This is a genomic window from Pseudomonas putida W15Oct28 (assembly GCF_000708715.2).
Lineage (GTDB): Bacteria > Pseudomonadota > Gammaproteobacteria > Pseudomonadales > Pseudomonadaceae > Aquipseudomonas > Aquipseudomonas putida_R.
Window position 1 is genome coordinate 111,132 of the sequence record NZ_JENB01000008.1, and the last position, 19,315, is coordinate 130,446.

Sequence of the window (19,315 nt, forward strand, 5' to 3'; positions counted from 1 at the left end):
GGGTCGCCTCACTGGCCGGCCTGCGCGGTTTGCGCGGGCACGGCGAAGTTGTTGCGTTTGCAGAGCTTGGCCTCGACCTTCTGGGTGCCGTTCTCCGGCCCCTGTACCTCGAACGCCAGCAGGCTCTGGCTGGCCCAGTCTTCGTCTTCGCGCATCTGGAAGACAAAGCGGCCATCAGTGTCGGAGGTTTCCGGTTTTTCCAGCTTGATGTCTTCGTGGCGGCCGTTGAGGTACCACAGGGTGGCTTGCAACACCTTCACCGACGGGTCTTCGAACTTCACGTCCATCTGCAGGTTGCGGTTGATCAGGTCTTTGATCACGCCGCCCTTGCCGTTGACCATCAGCTCGTTCTTGCCGGGCTTGAGGGTGGTGCTGGCGCTCATCAGGGCCGGGCGGTCGTCGCAGCCGTCATCCAGCAGGCCAAGGATTTGCCGCCAGATGGTTTCCTGGTCCAGGCGGTACAGCGGGGAGAATTCCCACACCAGGATCTTCGGCGGGTTCTTCTGGAATTCCTCGCTGCCCAGGTACTGGATCATCGAGCCTTCCAGGCCACCGCCCGGGAAGGCGACGTTGAGCACGTCGGCGCCGATGTATTGCTCGAGGAAGCCCGAGAAGTTGTAGTTCTTGCCACTGTGGCTGGTGCCGACCAGGGTGATCTGCGCGTTGCCGCCGTCACCGAACAGGTCGTCGCCGCCGCTGGAGCCTTTCGGCTCGGTGGCGAACTGGTCCATGTACTGCACCGCGTAGCTGGTGCCACACAGTTGGCCGGCAACGTTGTGCAGGGTGCCGGTCTTGCCCATGCGCCCGGATTTCTTCGTTTCGAATTCCTTGCGCGGGATGCCTTCGAAGGCCGGCATCTTGTGCACGGTGTCGGCCACGATTTTGGCAGCGCGCTCGGCGCCATACGGCGTCCAGTGCTGGTCGCCACGGAAGTAGAAGTCCTTGCCCTGGTCGGCGGCGGCCAGTTGTTCGTTGGTCAGCGGCGACAGGTCGGGCACGTTGTAGCCCATGCTGGCGAAGCGCTTGAGCATGGCCTGGTAGTTGCCCAGGGCCTTCTGGTAGTCGAAGGCGGCTTTCTCGGCCGGGTTGAGCATGTTGCGGTTCACCAGGCCACGGGTCGGCTGGTACACCACCACCAGTTCCACACCACGCTTCTTGAACGCGTCGTGCACTTGCTGCAGGCGCTTGTAGCCTGCCGGGGTGGTGTTGAACTCGGTGCGCAGGTCTTCGCGGGTACGGAACAGCCAGTCACCGTGGGCCTGTACCAGCGTGGTGAAGTTCTGCTGGTAACGGGTGGTGTAGCGGCTGGCGTCGTGCGCTTCGGGGCACAGCTGGCAGCAAGGCTCGGCGCTGAAGGTGGGTGCCTTCACTTCGTCGGCGCGCACGCCTTGGCTGATCGCCAGAAGGGCGGCGGACAGGCCCAGCAGTTTCATCAGGTGTGGGGTCATGGTCTGGGCTTCCTTAATCGATCATTTCGGTCTGGCGTTCGACCGGGTCGATCAGCACAGCCTTTTGCTGGCGCACCAGCAGGTCGAGGATTTCGTCCTGGCGCTCGCCGAGGATGCCGTTAAGGCTGATACCGCTGGCCTTGCGCGGGGCGAGCATCGACACCTTGTACAACTCGACCGACAGCGGCGAGTCGATCGACAGTGGGCCGGACCCGTTGGCCGCCAGCTCGCCACCCACCACGATCAGCGACACCTTGGTGTCGAACGGGTCGAGGGCGATGTCGCGGTCGGTGTCGGACAGGTCCTTGATGTGGCCGTACACGCCCACCAGGCCGTTGGCCATGGCGACGTTTTCGTACAGGCGGATGTTCACGCTGTTACGCACGCGGATGCCGTGGCGGCGGTTGTTGATCAGCTTGTTGCCCCAGATCAGGTTGTCGCCGCTTTCGTACAGGGTGATGCCGTCGGTGTGGTTGCGGTAGATCTGGTTGTAGGCGATCAGGTTGTTGACGCTGTTACGGTCGATCACCACGCCCGAGAGTTTGTTGTCGTAGCTCTTGTTGTTGATGATCCAGCTGTCGTTCACCTCACGCGAAACGATGATGCCGTGCTTCTTCTTGGTGCCGTACACCGTGTTGCCGGCGATGATCAGGCGGTGCGAACGGTCGTGCGGGTCGATGCCGTAGACGATGTTGTCGCGGTAGGTGCTGTCCTTGACCACGAAGTCCTGGGTCTCGTAGCAGTAGAAGCCGTACCACATGTCGCTGAATTCCGAGCCGATGATCCAGCCCGTGGGTTCGGCACGGCCCATGCGCTTGGCCATGTTCGGCGTGTACTGCGAAATGCTCACGCCATACGACTTGGACTTGGCGTAGCCGAAGCTGGCCATCTTGGTGTTGACGATGTAGGTCTCGGTACCGCCCCACGACAGCAGGAACGGGCGGAATTCCTTGGGCGAGCGGAAGGTCGCCGGGCCGTTGTCTTTTTCGCGCCAGCCGGTCACCTGGGTGTCGGTGACGAACAGCTTGCCGTCATTGACCAGGAACGAACCGCCCTCCTGGGACAGGCGCAGTTGTTTGACCTTGCCGTCGATCTCGAGGATGCCCTTTTGCCCGACCACGATCGGCAGGCGTGCCAGGTACACCCCTGGCTCGACCTCGCTGAGGTACTGCTTGGGTACCTTCTTGCTCAACTCGACAAGGTCGACATGGCCGTCATCGACGAAGATCGCCTGCGGGATGCCGTGCTGGCGCTGCACCCACTCGGCTGCCTTGTTGTCGCCGCCGACGAACTCCTTGAGGGTGTCCTCCTGGAACATGCGGCGCAGGCTGACCTTGCCTTTGTGGCGGCGGTCGATCTTCTTCTGCACCGCTTCGGCGGTGAAGCCGGTCAGGTCGGGCAGCTTTGGCGGGTCCATCTGCAGCGGCTCGATCGGTGCGCTGGCCACGGTGTAGGTCTTGGCCTGCTGCAGCTCCTTGGCGATCACCTTGGGTTCTGCGGCAGCGACCAGGCCGCTGGCCAGCAGCAAGGCGCTGGCCAACAGGCTGTGACGTAAGTGCGGGTGAAGGTTCATAACGGTCAGTCCCCTACCGGCCTCAGAAGCGCCAGATCACATCGACGAAGGCGCGGTGCACGTACGAGTCCGCTTCCTTGCCGTAGGCGTCGCCCGGCTTGAACACACCGGCACGCAGGCGCACCAGGGCGGACGGTTCGTCGATGGCCTGGCTCATCGAAGCGGGCAGCAGGCCTTGCTTGAAGTACTTGGTCACGACCACGTCCATCTCTTGGCCAAGGTCTTTTTCGCCATCGACCAGCGGGCGGTTCACGCCGTTGTCGTTGACCACCGCGTTGATGCCGCTGGAACCGATGTTCTGGTTGCCGTCGACACGCCAGAACTTGTGGTAGATCAGGCTGGCGTCGTAGTCGTCGCGCAGCTGCCAGGAGGCGAACAAGGTGGCGGCCTGCAAGTTGCCCAGCTCGCCGCGGAAGGCTTCGCCGAAGCGGTGCACGCGCGAGCGGGTGCCGGTGAAGTTGGAGCGGTTGCTCTCAAGGCCGGTCTGTTCGAAGTTGTTCGAGCCGTCGTCGCCACCGCCGCCGCTGCCTCGGGCGTAGGCCGCACCGACCTGCCATTGCGGGTCCAGGCGCAGGCGGATGCCGAGGTCGGTGGCCCAGGCGTTGACGTCGCCGCTCTGCTTGCCGGTGGCAACCTGCTCGTCGCCTACGGCCTGGCTGCTGAGGGTGTCGCGGTCACCGGTCAGCCAGGTGACGCTGCCCCAGTAGTTGACGGTGTGGTCGTTGCGCCAGTTGTAGGCGTCGCTGTTGGCTTCAAGGCCCAGCCAGGTGAGGTCGCCGGTGCGGGTCTTGTCCAGCGCATCGACGGTTTCGCCCGGGTTCTTCAGGCTGCCGCTGTCATGGGTGTGGTGGGCGCGTACGCCTACCCAGTGGCCAGGGGTCCACTGCGTGGCGACGTTGCCGTAGATGTGCGTGCGGTCCTTGTCTTCCGGGGCCAGTTCGGTGAGGTCGGTGCGGTACTCGCTGAAGCGCTGGGCCACGCCCAGGTCGGCCTTGAGCAGGGTGGTGTCGAAGGTCCAGTTCAGCGCTTCGATGTTGGTGTCGCGCCACATGCCGTCATCGCTGCGCAGGCGTTGCCGACCCAGGCGCAGTTGCTCGCCCGGGTAGGCGGTGAGGCCGCTGTAGCCGACCCAGAACTCGCGCATGGCCAGGTAGCTTTTGTCCGGTTGGCGGCTGTCGTCACCGGTTTCGGTGCTGGTGCCGTCGTCGTTCTGGCGCAGGGTGTCGGTTTCGATGGTGTCGGTGGCGGCGACTGCCTGGCCCATGGCATAGGCGCTCCAGTTACCGCGCTCGCCGTACACCCAGGGGCGCAGGTCCAGGCCCAGGCCGTTGACGTCGCCGCCAGGGCGGGTGCCCAGGTCACGGTCGTCTTCCGACTGGCCGGTGATTTTCACGTCCAGGCCGAAGTTTTTCTCGGCGGTCATTTCCGCCAGGGTCGGGCAGGACCACAGCAGGGCGAAGCTCAGGCCGATGCCAGCTTTCACGAAGGGATTAAGCGTCATAGCGAGTCCTCACCGTCTACTTCTTTTTCGTCGTCTTGCAGGGCTTCGATGGCCAGGGTGCTGTTGGCCCCCTGCGCGATGCTGCCGCGTGCCTGCTTCTCTTGCGCCAGCAGTTGCTGGGCCTGGCTGCGTTGATCAGGCGTGAGTTGCTGGTCGAGTTGCTGCAGCAGCTCAGCCGATTGCGGCGTCGGGTTGACCTGCGACAGCTGGGCGAACACCCAGGCGTTGCCTGGTTGCGGGCGGATGCCGTGGCCTTCACTGAACAGCTGGGCCAGGGCATAGTCGGCGCTGTTCTGCCCGCCACGGGCGGCGGTCAGCAGGTTGTCGACGGCCTTCTGCGGCTCGACATTGCCCAGGTAGCCGCGGCGGTACAGCTGGCCCAGGTAGTAATGGGCGCTGATTTCACCGGCGTCGGCGGCGGCTTGCAGGTGCTGCTCGGCTTTCTTGGCGTCGGCCGGCAGGGTCTTGCCCTCGTAGTACAGGCGGCCCAGCAACAGTTCGGCGCGTGGCTGTTCGGCCTCGCGGCCCTTGTCGATGTAGGCCAGCAACTGGTCGGTGTCGCCCAGTTCGGGGAAGTCGTACAGCAGTTGCGCCAGGCTGACCCAGGATGCCGGGTTGGCCGGGGCCACCTGTTCCAGCAGGTCCTTGGCGGTTTTCTCGTCGGTCTGGCCCAGGCTGCGGTCGGCCAGTACACGGGCAACGCTGTCGACCCGGGTAGCCGGTACGGCGCCACGGGCGTAGGCAGATTTCAGTTGGGCGAGCAGGGCGGCTTGCTGGTCGGCCTGGCCACGCTTCTGGTACACGGTGGCCAGTTCGACGTAGCAGATGTCGGTGGTGTTCAGCGCGGCCTTGCAGATCTTCTCAACGTCGCCCAGGTGCTGGTCGTAGGTGCCCTGGGTGCGGTACAGCAGCACCTGGGCCAGGCCCGCTTCCGGGTTGCCGGCCGCGCGCCACTGGTCGATCTGCTGCTGCGCGTTGACCTTGGGGAAGCTCTGCGGGTAGCTGAGGTAGAGCATTGCCAGCGGAATCAGGGTGTTGCTTTCGCCCTGTTTCGCGGCCTGCTTGAGCAGGGTTTCGGCTTCCTCGCGTTCGGCCTGGGTGCTGTCGGGCTTGGCCACCAGCAGGCGGCCAAGGCGCGCCTGGGCACGTGGCGAGGTGGCGGCCGCGGCGCGGTAGGTGGCCTCGGCTTCCTTGATTTGCGACGGGTCGCGGGTGGCCACCTTGATGTCCGCCAGGCCCACTTGCGCTTCGCTGTAGCCCAGGTCGGCCAGGGCCTTGTAGTTGCGCTCGGCCAATGCCGTGTCGCCGCGCTTCAGGGCCTCGTTGGCCAGGCGCTGGTCAGGCAGGCCTGCACAGCCGGCCAGGGTGATGGCCAGGGCGAGCGTGCACCATGCGAATGGGCGAGCGCTGTGCGCTCGATCGCGACGCAAGGCCGCTCCTACAGGTTTAGTGCCAGGCGACAGATGGTGGAGCGACTCGGGCTCTGTAGGAGCGGCCTTGTGTCGCGATCGAGCGCGCAGCGCTCGCAACGGCGGCATGCTAGTCATCGCAAGTTCCTCTTACAGCCCGCGGGCCACGGCTTTGTCGATCAGCCAGTTCATAGACGGGCCACGGTCGCTGTTGACCGCTGCCGGGCGGCCGGCCAGTTCGGCGGGCATGCCACTGTCGGGCTTGATCTGCACGCGGATGTCGGAGGACAGGTCTTCGCTGTTGAGGCTGGTGCTGCTGACGATCTGGCCGGTGCGCACTTCGTCTTCGCCGGCAACCTGGAAGTTGACCCGGGTACCTGGCTTGACCTCATCGAACTGGCGGTAGCTGAAGCGGGCCTCGACCATCGGCGTGGTGGTGCGCGGGATCAGCTGGAAGATCGCCTGGCCCTTGGCTGCGTACTGGCCATCGTCCACCAGCTGGCGGGCGACCACGCAATCGCAGGGGCTGGTGAGGGTGCCGGACAGCTGCTTGCCGAACAGTTCCTCGATCTTCGCCGGCTCCAGCTGCGCGTCGTCCAGGTTGCCCTTGAGCATGTCCAGCATGCTGGTGGTGAAGCTGGCCAGTGGTGCGCCCTTGGCGATCTGCCCGCCGCTTTCGACCAGGCTGCTCACGGTGCCGTCGCGCGGCATGGTGACCGTGGTGGTCGGTACCGCGACCACACCGGCTTCGGCATGGCTGACGAAGTACATGCCATACAGCGATTTGGCGACGAAGCCGAACGCCGCGACGCCAACCACGAACACGCCGAGGGTGACGGTGACGGCCTTGAGCCGGCCGAAGGCGCTCAGGCCCGAACCACCGTCCTTCTGTTTGCGTGCCTTGGTGAAGTTGTCGCGCTGCAGGGTGCTGAGCACATCGCCGATGCTGATCAGCTCACCCGACAGGTGGCTGGTGATGATGTGCCGCAGGGTGGCGATGTCGCGTGGTTCAAGGTTCTGGAACTGCGCACCGGTACGGCCGCTGCTCGGGTTGTACGAGCGCACCTGGAACTCGATGTCGATCGACAGGCCCAGGTTGTCGACCACGAACTGCAGGCGCCCGCGCAGTACATCGCCCACTGACAGTGGCTGTTTGGTCTGGAAGCTCAGGCCACCGGCAGAAAGGTCGTCGACCTTCACTTCGTGGGTTTGGCGCTGGGCGTCCAGGAAACGCAGCTTGGCGGGAATGCGCACCCGAGCGTGTTGGCGCTGGGCTTCGGACTCATGCACGACATTGACGTTCACGGCGGTATTCATGGTGGTTTGTTCCTGTTAGATCCGATCCGGGTTGGGCTCACACGACCATGAACAGCACAGCAACGAAGATGCTGGCAGCCGAGAAGGTCATGGTCCGCGAGGACCAGGTGTTGAACCATTGTTGAAAGCTGGCGAGGTCACGCTTGAGGGCAGTGGGCTGACGCGTCCACGACTGCTTGTCGAGGCGGAAGAACACGTAGATCTTCATCAGCGCGCCGATGATCTGGTTGTAATAGAGAATCAGCGGGTAGGCGGGGCCTACGTTGTGGCCGGAGCACAGCAGCATGATGGTGAGGATCAGGCGGGTGATGCCGATCCACAGCAGGTACACCAGCAGGAAGGCCAGGCCGAACTTGAGGCTGGCGATCACCGCCACGGTCAGCCCCAGCAGGCTGGTCCACATCGACACGCGCTGGTCGAACAGCACGATGCTGGTGAACAGCCCCAGACGCCCCAGGCCCAGGCCCAGCGCACGGGAGTTCTGCCGCAGGTTGTTGCCGTACCAGCGGTACATCAGCTTTCGGCTGGCCTTGAAAAAGCTTTTCTCTGGCGGGTGCTCGACCGTGTTGATGGCGGCGTCCGGCACGTAGAAGGTGTCGTAACCCAGGCGCATCAGGCTGAACCAGCTGGACTTGTCGTCACCGGTAAGGAACTTGAAGCGGCCCAGGCGCCAGTGCATCAGCGAGTCGCTTTCGACGTCGGCGATGAACTCGGGGTTGGTCACCACGCTGGCGCGGAACATCGACATGCGCCCGGTCATGGTCAGCACGCGCTTGGACAGGGCCATCGAGCACATGTTGATATGGCGCTGGGCGAAGCGCAGCTTGTGCCACTCGCTCATGATGTAGCCGCCACGTACTTCGCAGAACTCGTTGGTGGTCAGGCCACCGACGTTGGGGAACAGCTTGAACCACGGCACGGTCTTGCGGACCACGCCATCGGCCAGCACGGTGTCGCCGTCGATCACTGCCACTACGGCGTTCTCGTCGGGCAGCATCCGCGAAATGGCACGGAAGCCGTAGGCCAGGCCATCGCGCTTGCCGGTACCGGCAATGCGCACGATGTCCAGCTTCACATGGGCCGGCGGGTTGTACTTGGCCCACAGGCTCTTCACCAGCAGTTCATCCGACATTTCCACCAGCGAGCAGACCACGGTGGTGGGGAAGCCGCAGTTGATCGCCTCGTGGATCACCGAGCTGTACACCTGGGCAGTGGTCAGCGCCTCGATACGGAAGCTGGTGACCATCAGGTAAACGTGAGACGGGTCGGCAGCATTGCCCATTTTCTGCACCTTGCGGCGCAGGTACGGGTACACGCCGTAGAGGAAGATCATGCCGCGGATGAAATGGGTGGCGCCCATGGAATAGCGCCAGATGCCGACTGCGCCGACCAGGAAGATGAAGTGCTTCGATTGCGAGTCGAAGATATCGGCTGGCAGGGCCAGGGCGATCAGCATGAGCAGGCTCATGTAGAGCAGCCACCCGGCGCACTGCAACAGCACGGTCTGGAGCCTTTGCATGTTCAGCATCCGTCGAGAATTCGGGAAAGGGTGGGCAGCGCAAGTGGGGAGGCTTGCGCTGCCCGGCCAGGCACTTACCAGCAGATGCCTTCAGTGCGGCTGGTGGTGCAGGTCGGCTTGCTCATGAAGCCGACCAGGTCGATCACCTGCTTGCCGGCTGGCGCTTGCTGGGCCAGCGCACGGAACTGCTCGTCACGGTTGCCGAGGACGATGATGTCGGCGTTGTCGATCACCTGCTGGAAGTCCGCATTGAGCAGCGACGACACGTGCGGGATCTTCGACTCGATGTAGTCCTTGTTGGCGCCGTGTACACGGGCGTACTGAACGTTCTCGTCGTAGATGTCCAGCTGGTAGCCCTTGCCGATCAGGCGCTCGGCCAGCTCTACCAGGGGGCTTTCGCGCAGGTCGTCGGTGCCGGCCTTGAAGCTCAGGCCCAGCAGGGCGACCTTGCGCTTGTCGTGGGCTTCGATCAGCTCGAAGGCGTTTTGCACCTGCGATTCATTGCTGCGCATCAGCGAGTCGAGCAGCGGTGCACGCACGTCGAGGCTGGCGGCGCGGTAGGTGAGGGCGCGCACGTCCTTGGGCAGGCACGAACCGCCGAAGGCGAAGCCAGGGCGCATGTAGTACTGGGACAGGTTCAGCACCGTGTCCTGGCAGACCACGTCCATCACTTCACGACCATCAACACCTACCGCCTTGGCGATGTTGCCGATTTCGTTGGCGAAGGTGACCTTGGTGGCGTGCCACACGTTGCAGGTGTACTTGATCATCTCGGCCACTTCGATCGGCTTACGGATGACCGGGGCGTCGAGTTCTTCGTACAGGGCTTGCAGGATGTCGCCGCTGGCAGTGTCCAGTTCGCCGATGACGGTCATCGGTGGCTGGTCGTAGTCCTTGATCGCGGTGCTTTCACGCAGGAATTCCGGGTTGACCGCGACACCGAAGTCGACGCCGGCTTTTTTGCCCGAGCAGTCTTCGAGGATCGGGATGACCACGTTCTTGACGGTGCCCGGCAGCACGGTGCTGCGCACCACGATGGTGTGACGGCGGGTGGTGTCACGCAGTACGTAGCCGATTTCACGGCACACCGACTCGATGTACTCCAGGCCCAGGTCGCCGTTCTTCTTGCTGGGCGTACCCACGCAGATCATCGACACGTCGCTGGCACGGATGGCTTCGGCGAAGTCGGTCGTGCCGCGCAGGCGGCCATTGGCGATGCCCTGTTGCAGCAGTGCTTCCAGGCCAGGTTCGACGATGGGCGACTTGCCCTGGTTGATCAGGTCGATCTTGGTGCTGGACACGTCCACACCGATCACTTCATGGCCACGCGCCGTCAGGCAGCCTGCACAGACTGCACCTACATAACCCAAACCAAAGATGCTGATACGCATCGCTATCACCTCATGTGTTTATCACGCCGGCGCCTTCTGGAAGACCCGGCTGGGTTGATTAACAACAGTTTTTGGGCGCACGGATCCATGGCGAGTGCACACTTCGCCGAGCGCAGACCAAATAAATGTGGAACGCAGAAAGTTATGCGCTCAAAGTTGGCAGTAAAAAGCCATCCATTAAAAAACGTGCCTTGAAATGCAGCCGTCTTTATTGCAATGCGCTACTTGGCGCATTGCTGTGCTTGTTTTTTCAAGTGGAAAAATCCTTTGAAATCAACCACTAGGACGAATTGTAAAGGGCGCGTCTCTCCTGCGTGGACAGGGGTTTCGGGGGTTCCCGCCATACCTGTCGAAGTTATCAAGGCGGTAGTAGATACCTGCCCCTTGTCATCTGTAAGTCATCTCTCACAGCCCGTGGGCAGGAAATTCGTTACGGCACTATGAGCGATCCGCCGCAGTAGAAGTTCCTGAGTGGGTTTGGTCAGGATGAAAGTTTTCTAAATATTTATTCAGTTGTGGGCAGTTTCAATTTGATGGCACTCGGGTGTTTCACCCCCGTGTATCAAGGGTGAGACTGTTACGAGATGTTTTTATGCCAGCATCGGAAAATTTTTTTCAAAAAACGTCAAAAAAGGTATGAGCGGTCTTATGGCGTTTGGCGATAAAGGTAGGCGTGGTGGGTTTTTGGCGTCAAAAAAAGATCTTTCTTGGAGGTGGTTGGCAGATCATTCGAGTGGAGCGGAGGGGGCAGGTGGGGTATGCCTTGAGAGGGGCTTTGCCTGTGAGATCGAGCGCCGCCCGCGCGGCGCTTCGCAGCACAAGGCTGCTCCTACATGCCTTTTTTGTTCCATTAGATATCGAAGGGGACGCCGTTGTTCTTCATCGATCTTCAGCTATGCACCAGGGGCGCGCGCCCAAGGTGCAGGAGTAACTGGCCCGAAACAGATGTAGGAGCAGCCTTGTGCTGCGAAGCGCCGCGCGGGCGGCGCTCGATCTCACAGGCGCTGCAACGCTTGCGGCGAGCACCTGTCAGCCCAACGCATCAACCCCAGCTCGGCATCATCCAGCAGCGCTTTGGATGCGTAGGAAGAGTCTGGAATTATTGTAGGTTGCTGGGGTATGTCTTGCGAGGGCATCAGGGCTGAAAGGTGATCGGCCCAGCATATTCAGCGCCTGTGAGATCGAGCGCCGCCCGCGCGGCGCTTCGCGGGGCAAGCCCGCTCCCACATTTGTTCCATTCGATATCGAAGGGGACGCCGTTGTTCTTCATCGATCTTCAGCTATGCATCAGGGGGTGCGCGCCCAAGGTGCAGGAGTAACTGGCCCGAAACAGATGTGGGAGCGGGCTTGCCCCGCGAAGCGCCGCGCGGGCGGCGCTCGATCTTGAGAGCAAAGCGAATGCCGGATCAATCGCCAGGATGATCCCGCAAAAACACCAAATGATCAGCCTTGGACTGCTCGGCACTGTAGTAGTAGCCCTGCACGTCGAACTGCTTGAGCTGCTCCGGGTCGCTGATGCGCTGCTGGATGACGAAGCGGCTCATCATGCCGCGGGCTTTCTTGGCGTAGAAGCTGATGATCTTGTACTGGCCGTTCTTCAGGTCCTTGAAGTCGACATTGATCACCCGGGCCTTCAGCGCGCTGCGTTTCACGGCACTGAAGTACTCGTTGCTGGCCAGGTTCAGCAGCACGTCATCGCCTTGTTCGGCCAGGGCCTGGTTCAGCCATTCGCTGATGCGTGTACCCCAGAAGGCATACAGGTCCTTGCCGCGGGCGTTGGGCAGCTTGGTGCCCATTTCCAGGCGGTAGGGCTGCATCAGGTCGAGCGGGCGCAGCAGGCCGTACAGGCCCGAAAGCATGCGCAGGTGGTCTTGCGCGTAGCTGAAGTCGTCCTCGCCCAGGCTTTCGGCGTCGAGGCCGGTGTACACGTCACCCTTGAACGCCAGCAGGGCCTGCTTGGCATTGGCGGGGGTGAAGTCTGGGGTCCAGCTGCCGAAGCGGGCGGCGTTCAGGCCGGCGAGCTTGTCGGACAGGTGCATCAGTTCGCTGATCTGCGCCGGCGACAGTTCGCGCAGCTGCTGGATCAGTTCCTGGGAGTCGTCCAGGTACTGGGGCAGGGTGAAACGCTCGGTCACAGGTTTGGTGTCGTAGTCGAGGGTCTTGGCGGGGGAAATCACCGTCAGCATCGGGTCGGCTCCTGGCATCGTTGGCCACAGATTCTACGGGCTGGGCGGTGCAAGTCCAAACTATGGCGACGATAGTCACAGACCATGGCCGGTGCAGGCGCTATAGTTCGCGTTTTGCCGTTACGGAGCCTTCCACCGTGCGCATCGTGTTTACCTTGCTGGCCGCTCTGCTGAGCCTGGCCGTGCAAGCCGCCCCATTACCCCAGGTAAGCCTGGACCGCAGCCTGTGGCCGGAACAACTGAGCAGCCCGGCGTTGTTCGATGTGGCCTCGCGGGCCGAGATCCTCTCGTTTGCTCAGGTGCTGCATGAAAGCGAGTTGCTCGACGACGCAGCGCTGGCGGCACGGCTGGAGTTGCGGCAGATCAACCTGCAGAAGGTACGCCTTGTGCGTGCGCGCATGTGGCAGCGGCTGTGGCAAGGGTATGAACAGGCGCAGCGCAGCTGCGAGCAGGATGCCTCATTCTGCTATCCGGTGACATCGATGGCAGGTCTGCGCACCCAAGCCGCAACGTTCGCTGCCGATGTCGGCACGTTCTATACAAGCTGGATTGAACCGAGCCATCAGTTTCATGTGCGTTATCTGGACGAGCAACTGCGCAAGGCGGCACTGCTGCCGCAGACCAGCAGCGAGGTGGAGCGGCTGTCTGCGCGGGAACGCAATGGCGATGAACTGAACGACCGCATGTTCCTGCTGACCTTCGTCGGCGGGCCTGGACCAGATGGCGGCAACACCGACCTGCTTGCCGACTACCTGCGCCGACAGAAGCTTGAAGGTACGTTCTTCGTGTTGGGCAACCGCTTGCAGCAGCGCCGTGACGCCGGGGCGGCGAATGCCTTGCGTCAGCTCTACCGCGGGCAGTGTGTGGGCATTCAAGGTTGGGAATATCGTTCACATGCCCAGTGGACGGAGTGGCAGGACTCATTGCGGCGCAGCCAGGCACGGGTGCAGGCCGACCTGCCGGCAGCGTACGTGCCGTTGTTCCGGCCACCCTACGGGCAGCGTCGGGCCGATGGCGAGGCGTTCATGGCCAGCCAGCAACTGCGGGTGTCGTTGTGGGATATCGATGCCCTGGACGATGGCGCACTGAGCGCAGAGGCCTCTGCGCAGCGGGTGCTGACCCTGATGCTGTTGTGGCGCAAGGGCGTGATCCAGCTTCATGACAGCCTGCCCAAGGCTCAGCCCGCCGTGGAATGGTTGCTGCGCAACACGGCCCAGAGCGGCATTGGCTGGGCGGATTGCCGGGAATATGCTTATCGCGAACAGGGGGTATGACTTCTGAGCGTAGCCCCCTCTGGCTTCGCCGCCAAGGCTTCTTCATCAATCAGAAAAATAAACTTCAAAACACATAAAAATACTTTTTTCGTTCATCGTTTTTGCGGTATGAAGAAACCAGACAGCCGATTCCTGCAGCACAGGTGGCGTCATCCAGGCCCACCTAGCCAGGTTCGCTTCCCGCCCGTAACAACGCGGTGCAGGGGAGACCGGTAGTCACTCTGCGGCGCAACAGACCGCGCCGTGTGGCTTCGACATAAGGTGACCGAGTATGGATGACCAAGGACGCAACCCTTCCTCCAGCAAGCCAATCCTGTATGTGCTCGATACCAACGTCCTGATTCACGACCCCAACGCGTTACTGAACTTCGAGGAGCACCATGTCGCCATCCCGATGACGGTGCTGGAGGAACTCGACAAGCTCAAGACCGGCAAACAGACCATCGCCGCCGAATGCCGCCAGGCCATCCGCCTGATAGACCAGACGCTTGGTGACGCTTCGCCCAGCGATGTCGAGCAGGGCGTGCCTATCCAGCGCAACAAGAGCGGCCCCAAGGGCTTCCTGTCCATCCTGATGACCCCGCGCAACGAGCCGAACAAGCTGCTGCCGGAAAACCTCAACGACAACATCATCATCAACCAGCTGCTCGAAGTACGGGCGCGGCGCACCGACCTGGACGTGGTGCTGGTCACCAAAGACATCAACATGCGCCTGAAAGCGCGTGCCTGTGGCATTGCGGCCGAGGACTACAGCACCGACCAACTGGTGGATGACGTGTCCTTGCTGTCCAAGGGCTACCATTCGGTTACCGGCTCGTTCTGGGACCGCGTCAGCAAGGTCGATACCCGTCAGGAGCGCGGCCGCACCTGGCATCGGGTGCAGATGATCGACAACCTGCCTGCGGTACACATCAACGAGTTCATCATCGATGAACAGGGCTTCGTCGGCTGGATCAAGGGTATCCGCAACGATGAACTGCTGCTGCTCGACCTGCACCAGGAGCCACTGCTGCACCAGGAAGCCTGGGGGCTGAAGCCACGCGACATCCACCAGAGCCTTGCGCTGTTCGCCCTGCTCGACCCGGATATCCACCTGGTCAACCTGACCGGCGCGGCCGGTTCCGGCAAGACCATCCTGGCGCTGGCCGCGGCCATCGAGCAGACCATGGTCAGCAAGCGCTACCGGCGCATCATCGCCACCCGCAGCGTGCAGGGGCTGGACCAGGAGATCGGCTTCCTGCCGGGCACCGAGGCCGAGAAGATGGAGCCTTGGCTGGGCGCCATCACCGACAACCTCGAAGCCTTGCACATGGATGACGAAAGCACCCATGGCAGCGTCGAGTACATCCTCGAGCGCGTGCCGTTGCAGTTCAAGTCGCTGAACTACATCCGAGGCCGTAGCTTCCAGCAAAGCCTGATCCTGATCGACGAGTGCCAGAACCTGACGCCGCACCAGATGAAAACCATCATCACCCGTGCCGGTTCCGGTTCCAAGGTGGTCTGCCTGGGCAACCTGGCGCAGATCGACACCCCCTACCTGTCCGCGACCAGCTCGGGCCTGACCTACCTGACCGAGCGCTTCAAGGACTTCCCCCATGGCGTGCACATCACCCTGCAGGGCGTGCCACGCTCGGTGCTGGCCGAGTACGCCGAGTCGCATCTGTAAAACGATGTGGCCGGGCAGATCACTGCCCGGCCTCTTCGCGGGCACGCCCGCTCCCACAGGTACACCACAGCATTCGAAATCTGTGAAATACCTGTGGGAGCGGGCGTGCCCGCGAAGAGGCCAGACCTGCCGACACATACCTCTGCTCAAACCTGACCCACAGGTTTACACTGGCTGTTCCCTTCACAGGAGCAGAGCAGTGCTGACACATCTTGATTCCCAGGGGCGGGCCAACATGGTCGACGTCACTGAAAAGGCCGTGACCGAGCGGGAGGCCATCGCCGAGGCGCGGGTGCGCATGTTGCCGCAGACCTTGCAGATGATCGTCGACGGCGAACATCCCAAGGGCGACGTGTTCGCCGTGGCACGCATTGCCGGGATCCAGGCGGCGAAGAAGACCAGCGACCTGATCCCGCTGTGCCACCCGCTGATGCTGACCAGCGTCAAGGTCGAACTCAGCGCCGAGGGCGAGGACGCCGTGCGTATTGTCGCCCGCTGCAAACTGGCCGGGCAGACCGGTGTCGAGATGGAAGCGCTGACCGCTGCCAGCGTTGCCGCGCTGACGATCTACGACATGTGCAAGGCCGTGGACAAGGGCATGGTCATCGAACAGGTGCGTCTGCTGGAAAAGCTCGGCGGCAAGAGTGGCCACTACAAGGTGCAGGCATGATGAAGGTCAAGGTGATGTACTTCGCCCGCTACCGCGAACGGCTAGGCGTGGATGGCGAGCGTATTGAAGGCGCGTTCACGGTGCTGGATGACGTACGCCAGGCCCTGGTGGCCAAGGGCGGGCATTATGCGGTGCTGGCCGAGCAGAACCTGATGTGCGCGCGCAACGAAGAGCTGTGCAAGCTCGATGAGCCGCTGGAAGAGGGCGACGAAGTGGCGTTCTTCCCGCCGGTGACCGGAGGCTGAACATGGCAGTGCGAGTGCAGCAAGGCGCGTTCGACCCGGGCGCCGAGGTGAATGCCATGCATGCGGCCAACGTTGGCGTGGGCGCGGTGGTCGGTTTTGTCGGCTATGTGCGGGATTTCAACGATGGGCGCGAAGTGGCGGGGATGTTCCTTGAACACTACCCGGGCATGACCGAAAAGGCCCTGGCCAAGATCGTGGTCGAGGCCGAGCAGCGCTGGCCGTTGCTCAAGGTGGAAGTGTTGCACCGCATCGGGGCGCTGGAGCCGGGCGAGCCGATCGTGTTTGTCGGTGTGGCCAGTGCTCATCGGCAGGCGGCGTTCGATGCCTGCAACTTCATCATGGACTACCTGAAGACCCGGGCGCCGTTCTGGAAGAAGGAGAATACCGAGGAAGGACCGCGGTGGGTTGAAGGCAAGCAGAGTGATCAGGATGCGGCGGGGCGCTGGTAGCCAAGGCAGTATTGGCCCCTTGTGGGAGCGGCCTTGCCGGGACGCCGGACCGGTCGGAAAGGGCCGCGAAGCGGCCCCAGGATTTTAGCGTTGATGCAAAAATTGATGGGGCCGCTTTGCGGCCTTTTCCGACCGGTCCGGCGTCCCGGCAAGGCCGCTCCCACAGGGGATGTGTAGCCCACTGAGATATCAGTGGTGTTTACGCGGCACCGGCTTCAACAGCTCATCCGGCGGCATTTCACACTTGATCTTGCGCCCCAGCAGTTCTTCGATCGCCGGCAGCTGATACGAGTCATCCTCCCCGGCAAAACTGATCGACACGCCACTGGCCCCGGCGCGGCCGGTACGGCCAATGCGGTGCACGTAGTCGTCCGGGTCTTCTGGCAGGGTGAAGTTGATCACGTGGCTGATGCCATCGATATGGATGCCACGCCCGGCCACGTCGGTGGCCACCAGCACGGTGATGCGCCCTTCGCGGAAGCTCTCCAGGGTGCGGATGCGCTTGTGCTGCGGCACGTCGCCCGACAGCTGGGCGGCATTGATGCCGTCGCGCACCAGTTTTTCCTCGATGCGACGCACTTCGTCCTTGCGGTTGGCAAACACCATCACCCGTTCCCAGTTGTTCTGGGTCACCAGGTTGTACAGCAGCTTGTACTTGTCGCTGCCAGCCACCGCATACACGTGCTGCTCGACCGTTTCGCTGGCCACGTTCTCCGGCTCGATCTCGACGATGGCCGGGTTGGTGGTCCACTGCTTGGCCAGGTTCATCACGTCTTCGGTGAAGGTGGCGGAGAACAGCAGGGTCTGGCGCTCGCTCTTCGGTGGCGTCTGGCGAATGATCTGGCGCACCTGGGGGATGAAGCCCATGTCGAGCATGCGGTCGGCTTCGTCCAGCACCATCACCTCGACCATGTCCAGGTGCACCTCGCCGCGCTGGTTGAAGTCCAGCAGGCGGCCTGGGGTAGCTACGAGGATGTCGCAGTGGCGTGCTTCAAGGGCCTTCAGCTGCTTGTCGAAGTCCATGCCGCCGACGAAGCTCATGACGTTCAGCCCGGTGTACTTGGTCAGCGCAGCGGCGTCCTTGGCGATCTGCACCACCAGCTCGCGGGTAGGCGCGATGATCAGCGCACGCGGTTCGCCCATGTAGCGTTCCTTGGGCGGTGGCGTCTGCTGCAGCTGGGAAATGATCGAGATCAAAAACGCCGCAGTCTTGCCGGTACCGGTCTGGGCCCGGCCGATGGCGTCCTGACCACGCAGGGTATAACCCAGCACCTGCGCCTGGATCGGCGTGCAGTACGGGAAGCCCAGGTCGTGGATGGCGTGCATCAGCTCGTTGGACAGCTTGAAGTCGTGGAAGCGGGTCTTGCCTTCCTGCGGCTCGACCACGAAGTCTTCCGGCTTCCACAGGCTGGCCTGCGGCTTGGGCTTGCGCTCGCGACGCGGTTTGTCCTTGGCTGCTTTGTCGGCAGGTGGCGTAGCGGTAGCGGTAGCGGGTTGTTCAGCCTCGGGGGCGGGGTTGGCACGCGGTACGGCCGGTTTTGCTGCGGGCCGGGCCTCGCTGGCGGGTGCGGGCGCAGGCGGCGTCACGCTGGCAGCAGGAGCGACGGCTTGTGGCGCGGCGTCTCCCTTGCCGAATATTTTCTTGAGTGCTTTGAGCACGGTCGTCTCATCAACTGATTAAGGAATGTACGCCGGGCAGTGTAATGCAAGATCCGGGCGCGGCGTAGCGGAATACTCCCACAACTACAAGAGAGCCGGCCTATTGCAGCTGCTCGCTCAGCCAGTTGTGGATGTCGTTCAGTTCTTCGACCACCACTTCGTGTTCCATCGGGTATTCGTACCAGCGGGCGGCGACGCCCCAGGTGTTCAGGTACTCGAAGGCGGTGCGGCCCATGGACGGGATCACCACCGGGTCATGCACGCCATGCAGGCACAGGGCCGGGGTGCGCTGCTGGCAGGCACTCAACTCGTGCTCGTCATTGAAGGTGGGGGCATAGGTGGACAGGGCAATCACCCCACCGAGTGCTTCTTGCCACTTTATATAGGCAGTGTGCAGCACCACCGCGCCACCTTGGGAGAAACCGGCCAGGAAGATCCGCGACAGGTTGATGCCTTTGGCCTGCTCGGCCTTGATCAGGGCAACCACTTGCTCGGCCGACGCTTCCAGCTGCGCTTCGTCAATGGCGCGGGCCGGGGTCATGGCCTTGATGTCATACCAGCTGGGCATGGCATACCCGCCATTTATGGTGACTGGACGGGTCGGGGCCTGGGGCATGATGAAGCGGGTGCTGAGCAGGCGCTCCTGCATGAATTCGGCCACAGGTAGGAAGTCGTAACGGTCGGCCCCCAGACCGTGCAACCAGATCACACAGGCGTCAGCGGTTTTCTGTGGTTCGAGAATCAGCGGGTTGGTCATGACTGCTCCGAAAGTGTGCGGGTCTTGTTATGGCGTGCGTGAAAAGAAGGCGCTGGAAATGATTGTCGGAAAAAGAATGTCGCAACGATACAACTTTCCCTACTTGACGAGCGCTTAAACGCTACAGCCAGAGAATCTGGTACGCGCTTTGCAGTTCAACCTGTGATGCAAAGGGCAGGCCGTGACGGTAACACCCTTTGCACGCGAAGGCTGTCACAGAACAGTCCATTGCGCCAATTGACCCAATAACA

15 protein-coding genes are annotated in these 19,315 nt (G+C 62.5%); 5 read left to right on the forward strand and 10 right to left on the reverse strand.

Translation table 11 applies throughout. The features are described from left to right. Nucleotides 1-8: 8 nt before the first annotated feature. From AK81_RS07520 to yaaA, 8 genes are all read right to left on the reverse strand, one after another. Entirely contained in the window at nucleotides 9-1,448 is a 1,440-nt protein-coding gene (locus AK81_RS07520) for an alginate O-acetyltransferase (RefSeq protein WP_043197968.1), read from the reverse strand. A 13-nt stretch (nucleotides 1,449-1,461) separates the two neighbouring features. After that, entirely contained in the window at nucleotides 1,462-3,021 is a 1,560-nt protein-coding gene (gene algG / locus AK81_RS07525; protein WP_043197970.1) for a mannuronan 5-epimerase AlgG, read from the reverse strand. Between the two features lie 22 nt (nucleotides 3,022-3,043). Beyond that, nucleotides 3,044-4,522: an alginate export family protein gene (locus tag AK81_RS07530; RefSeq protein WP_043197971.1), complete on the reverse strand. Its 1,479-nt coding sequence runs from the start codon at nucleotides 4,520-4,522 to the stop codon at nucleotides 3,044-3,046. Beyond that, on the reverse strand, nucleotides 4,519-6,069 hold the full coding sequence (algK, locus tag AK81_RS07535; protein WP_241496064.1) for an alginate biosynthesis TPR repeat lipoprotein AlgK: 1,551 nt from the start codon (nucleotides 6,067-6,069) through the stop codon (nucleotides 4,519-4,521). Before algK ends, AK81_RS07530 begins: the two co-directional genes overlap by 4 nt. 12 nt (nucleotides 6,070-6,081) lie before the next feature. Continuing rightward, entirely contained in the window at nucleotides 6,082-7,248 is a 1,167-nt protein-coding gene (locus AK81_RS07540; protein WP_043197972.1) for an alginate biosynthesis protein Alg44, read from the reverse strand. A gap of 37 nt (nucleotides 7,249-7,285) precedes the next feature. Beyond that, nucleotides 7,286-8,767 carry a glycosyltransferase family 2 protein gene (locus AK81_RS07545; protein ID WP_043197974.1) on the reverse strand — a complete coding sequence of 494 codons (1,482 nt, stop codon included), beginning with the start codon at nucleotides 8,765-8,767 and terminating at the stop codon, nucleotides 7,286-7,288. 74 nt (nucleotides 8,768-8,841) lie between these two features. Continuing rightward, a complete protein-coding gene (locus AK81_RS07550; protein ID WP_016498010.1) occupies nucleotides 8,842-10,158 on the reverse strand; it encodes a nucleotide sugar dehydrogenase in 1,317 nt (438 codons plus the stop codon). A 1,406-nt stretch (nucleotides 10,159-11,564) separates the two neighbouring features. After that, nucleotides 11,565-12,344, reverse strand: coding sequence for a peroxide stress protein YaaA (gene yaaA, locus AK81_RS07555; RefSeq protein WP_043197975.1), 780 nt, complete (start codon nucleotides 12,342-12,344; stop codon nucleotides 11,565-11,567). A 137-nt stretch (nucleotides 12,345-12,481) separates the two neighbouring features. Here yaaA and AK81_RS07560 point away from each other — a divergent pair, with 137 nt between their 5' ends. From AK81_RS07560 to moaE, 5 genes are all read left to right on the forward strand, one after another. After that, a complete protein-coding gene (locus tag AK81_RS07560; protein ID WP_043197977.1) occupies nucleotides 12,482-13,618 on the forward strand; it encodes a polysaccharide deacetylase family protein in 1,137 nt (378 codons plus the stop codon). Between the two features lie 271 nt (nucleotides 13,619-13,889). Continuing rightward, on the forward strand, nucleotides 13,890-15,284 hold the full coding sequence (locus AK81_RS07565; RefSeq protein ID WP_043197979.1) for a PhoH family protein: 1,395 nt from the start codon (nucleotides 13,890-13,892) through the stop codon (nucleotides 15,282-15,284). 199 nt (nucleotides 15,285-15,483) lie between these two features. Continuing rightward, on the forward strand, nucleotides 15,484-15,954 hold the full coding sequence (gene moaC, locus AK81_RS07570) for a cyclic pyranopterin monophosphate synthase MoaC (RefSeq protein WP_016498014.1): 471 nt from the start codon (nucleotides 15,484-15,486) through the stop codon (nucleotides 15,952-15,954). After that, complete coding sequence (gene moaD / locus AK81_RS07575) at nucleotides 15,954-16,199, forward strand: molybdopterin converting factor subunit 1 (protein ID WP_043197980.1); 246 nt, start codon at nucleotides 15,954-15,956, stop codon at nucleotides 16,197-16,199. The genes moaC and moaD overlap by 1 nt, the downstream gene beginning before the upstream one ends. A gap of 2 nt (nucleotides 16,200-16,201) precedes the next feature. Beyond that, nucleotides 16,202-16,648 carry a molybdopterin synthase catalytic subunit MoaE gene (moaE, locus tag AK81_RS07580; protein WP_012274094.1) on the forward strand — a complete coding sequence of 149 codons (447 nt, stop codon included), beginning with the start codon at nucleotides 16,202-16,204 and terminating at the stop codon, nucleotides 16,646-16,648. Nucleotides 16,649-16,837: 189 nt separating this feature from the next. Here the strand turns inward: moaE and rhlB are convergent, their stop codons facing one another. Both rhlB and AK81_RS07590 read right to left on the reverse strand, forming a co-directional pair. Next, entirely contained in the window at nucleotides 16,838-18,307 is a 1,470-nt protein-coding gene (gene rhlB, locus AK81_RS07585) for an ATP-dependent RNA helicase RhlB (RefSeq protein WP_043197983.1), read from the reverse strand. A gap of 100 nt (nucleotides 18,308-18,407) precedes the next feature. Next, complete coding sequence (locus AK81_RS07590; protein WP_043197984.1) at nucleotides 18,408-19,064, reverse strand: alpha/beta hydrolase; 657 nt, start codon at nucleotides 19,062-19,064, stop codon at nucleotides 18,408-18,410. Nucleotides 19,065-19,315 lie beyond the last annotated feature (251 nt).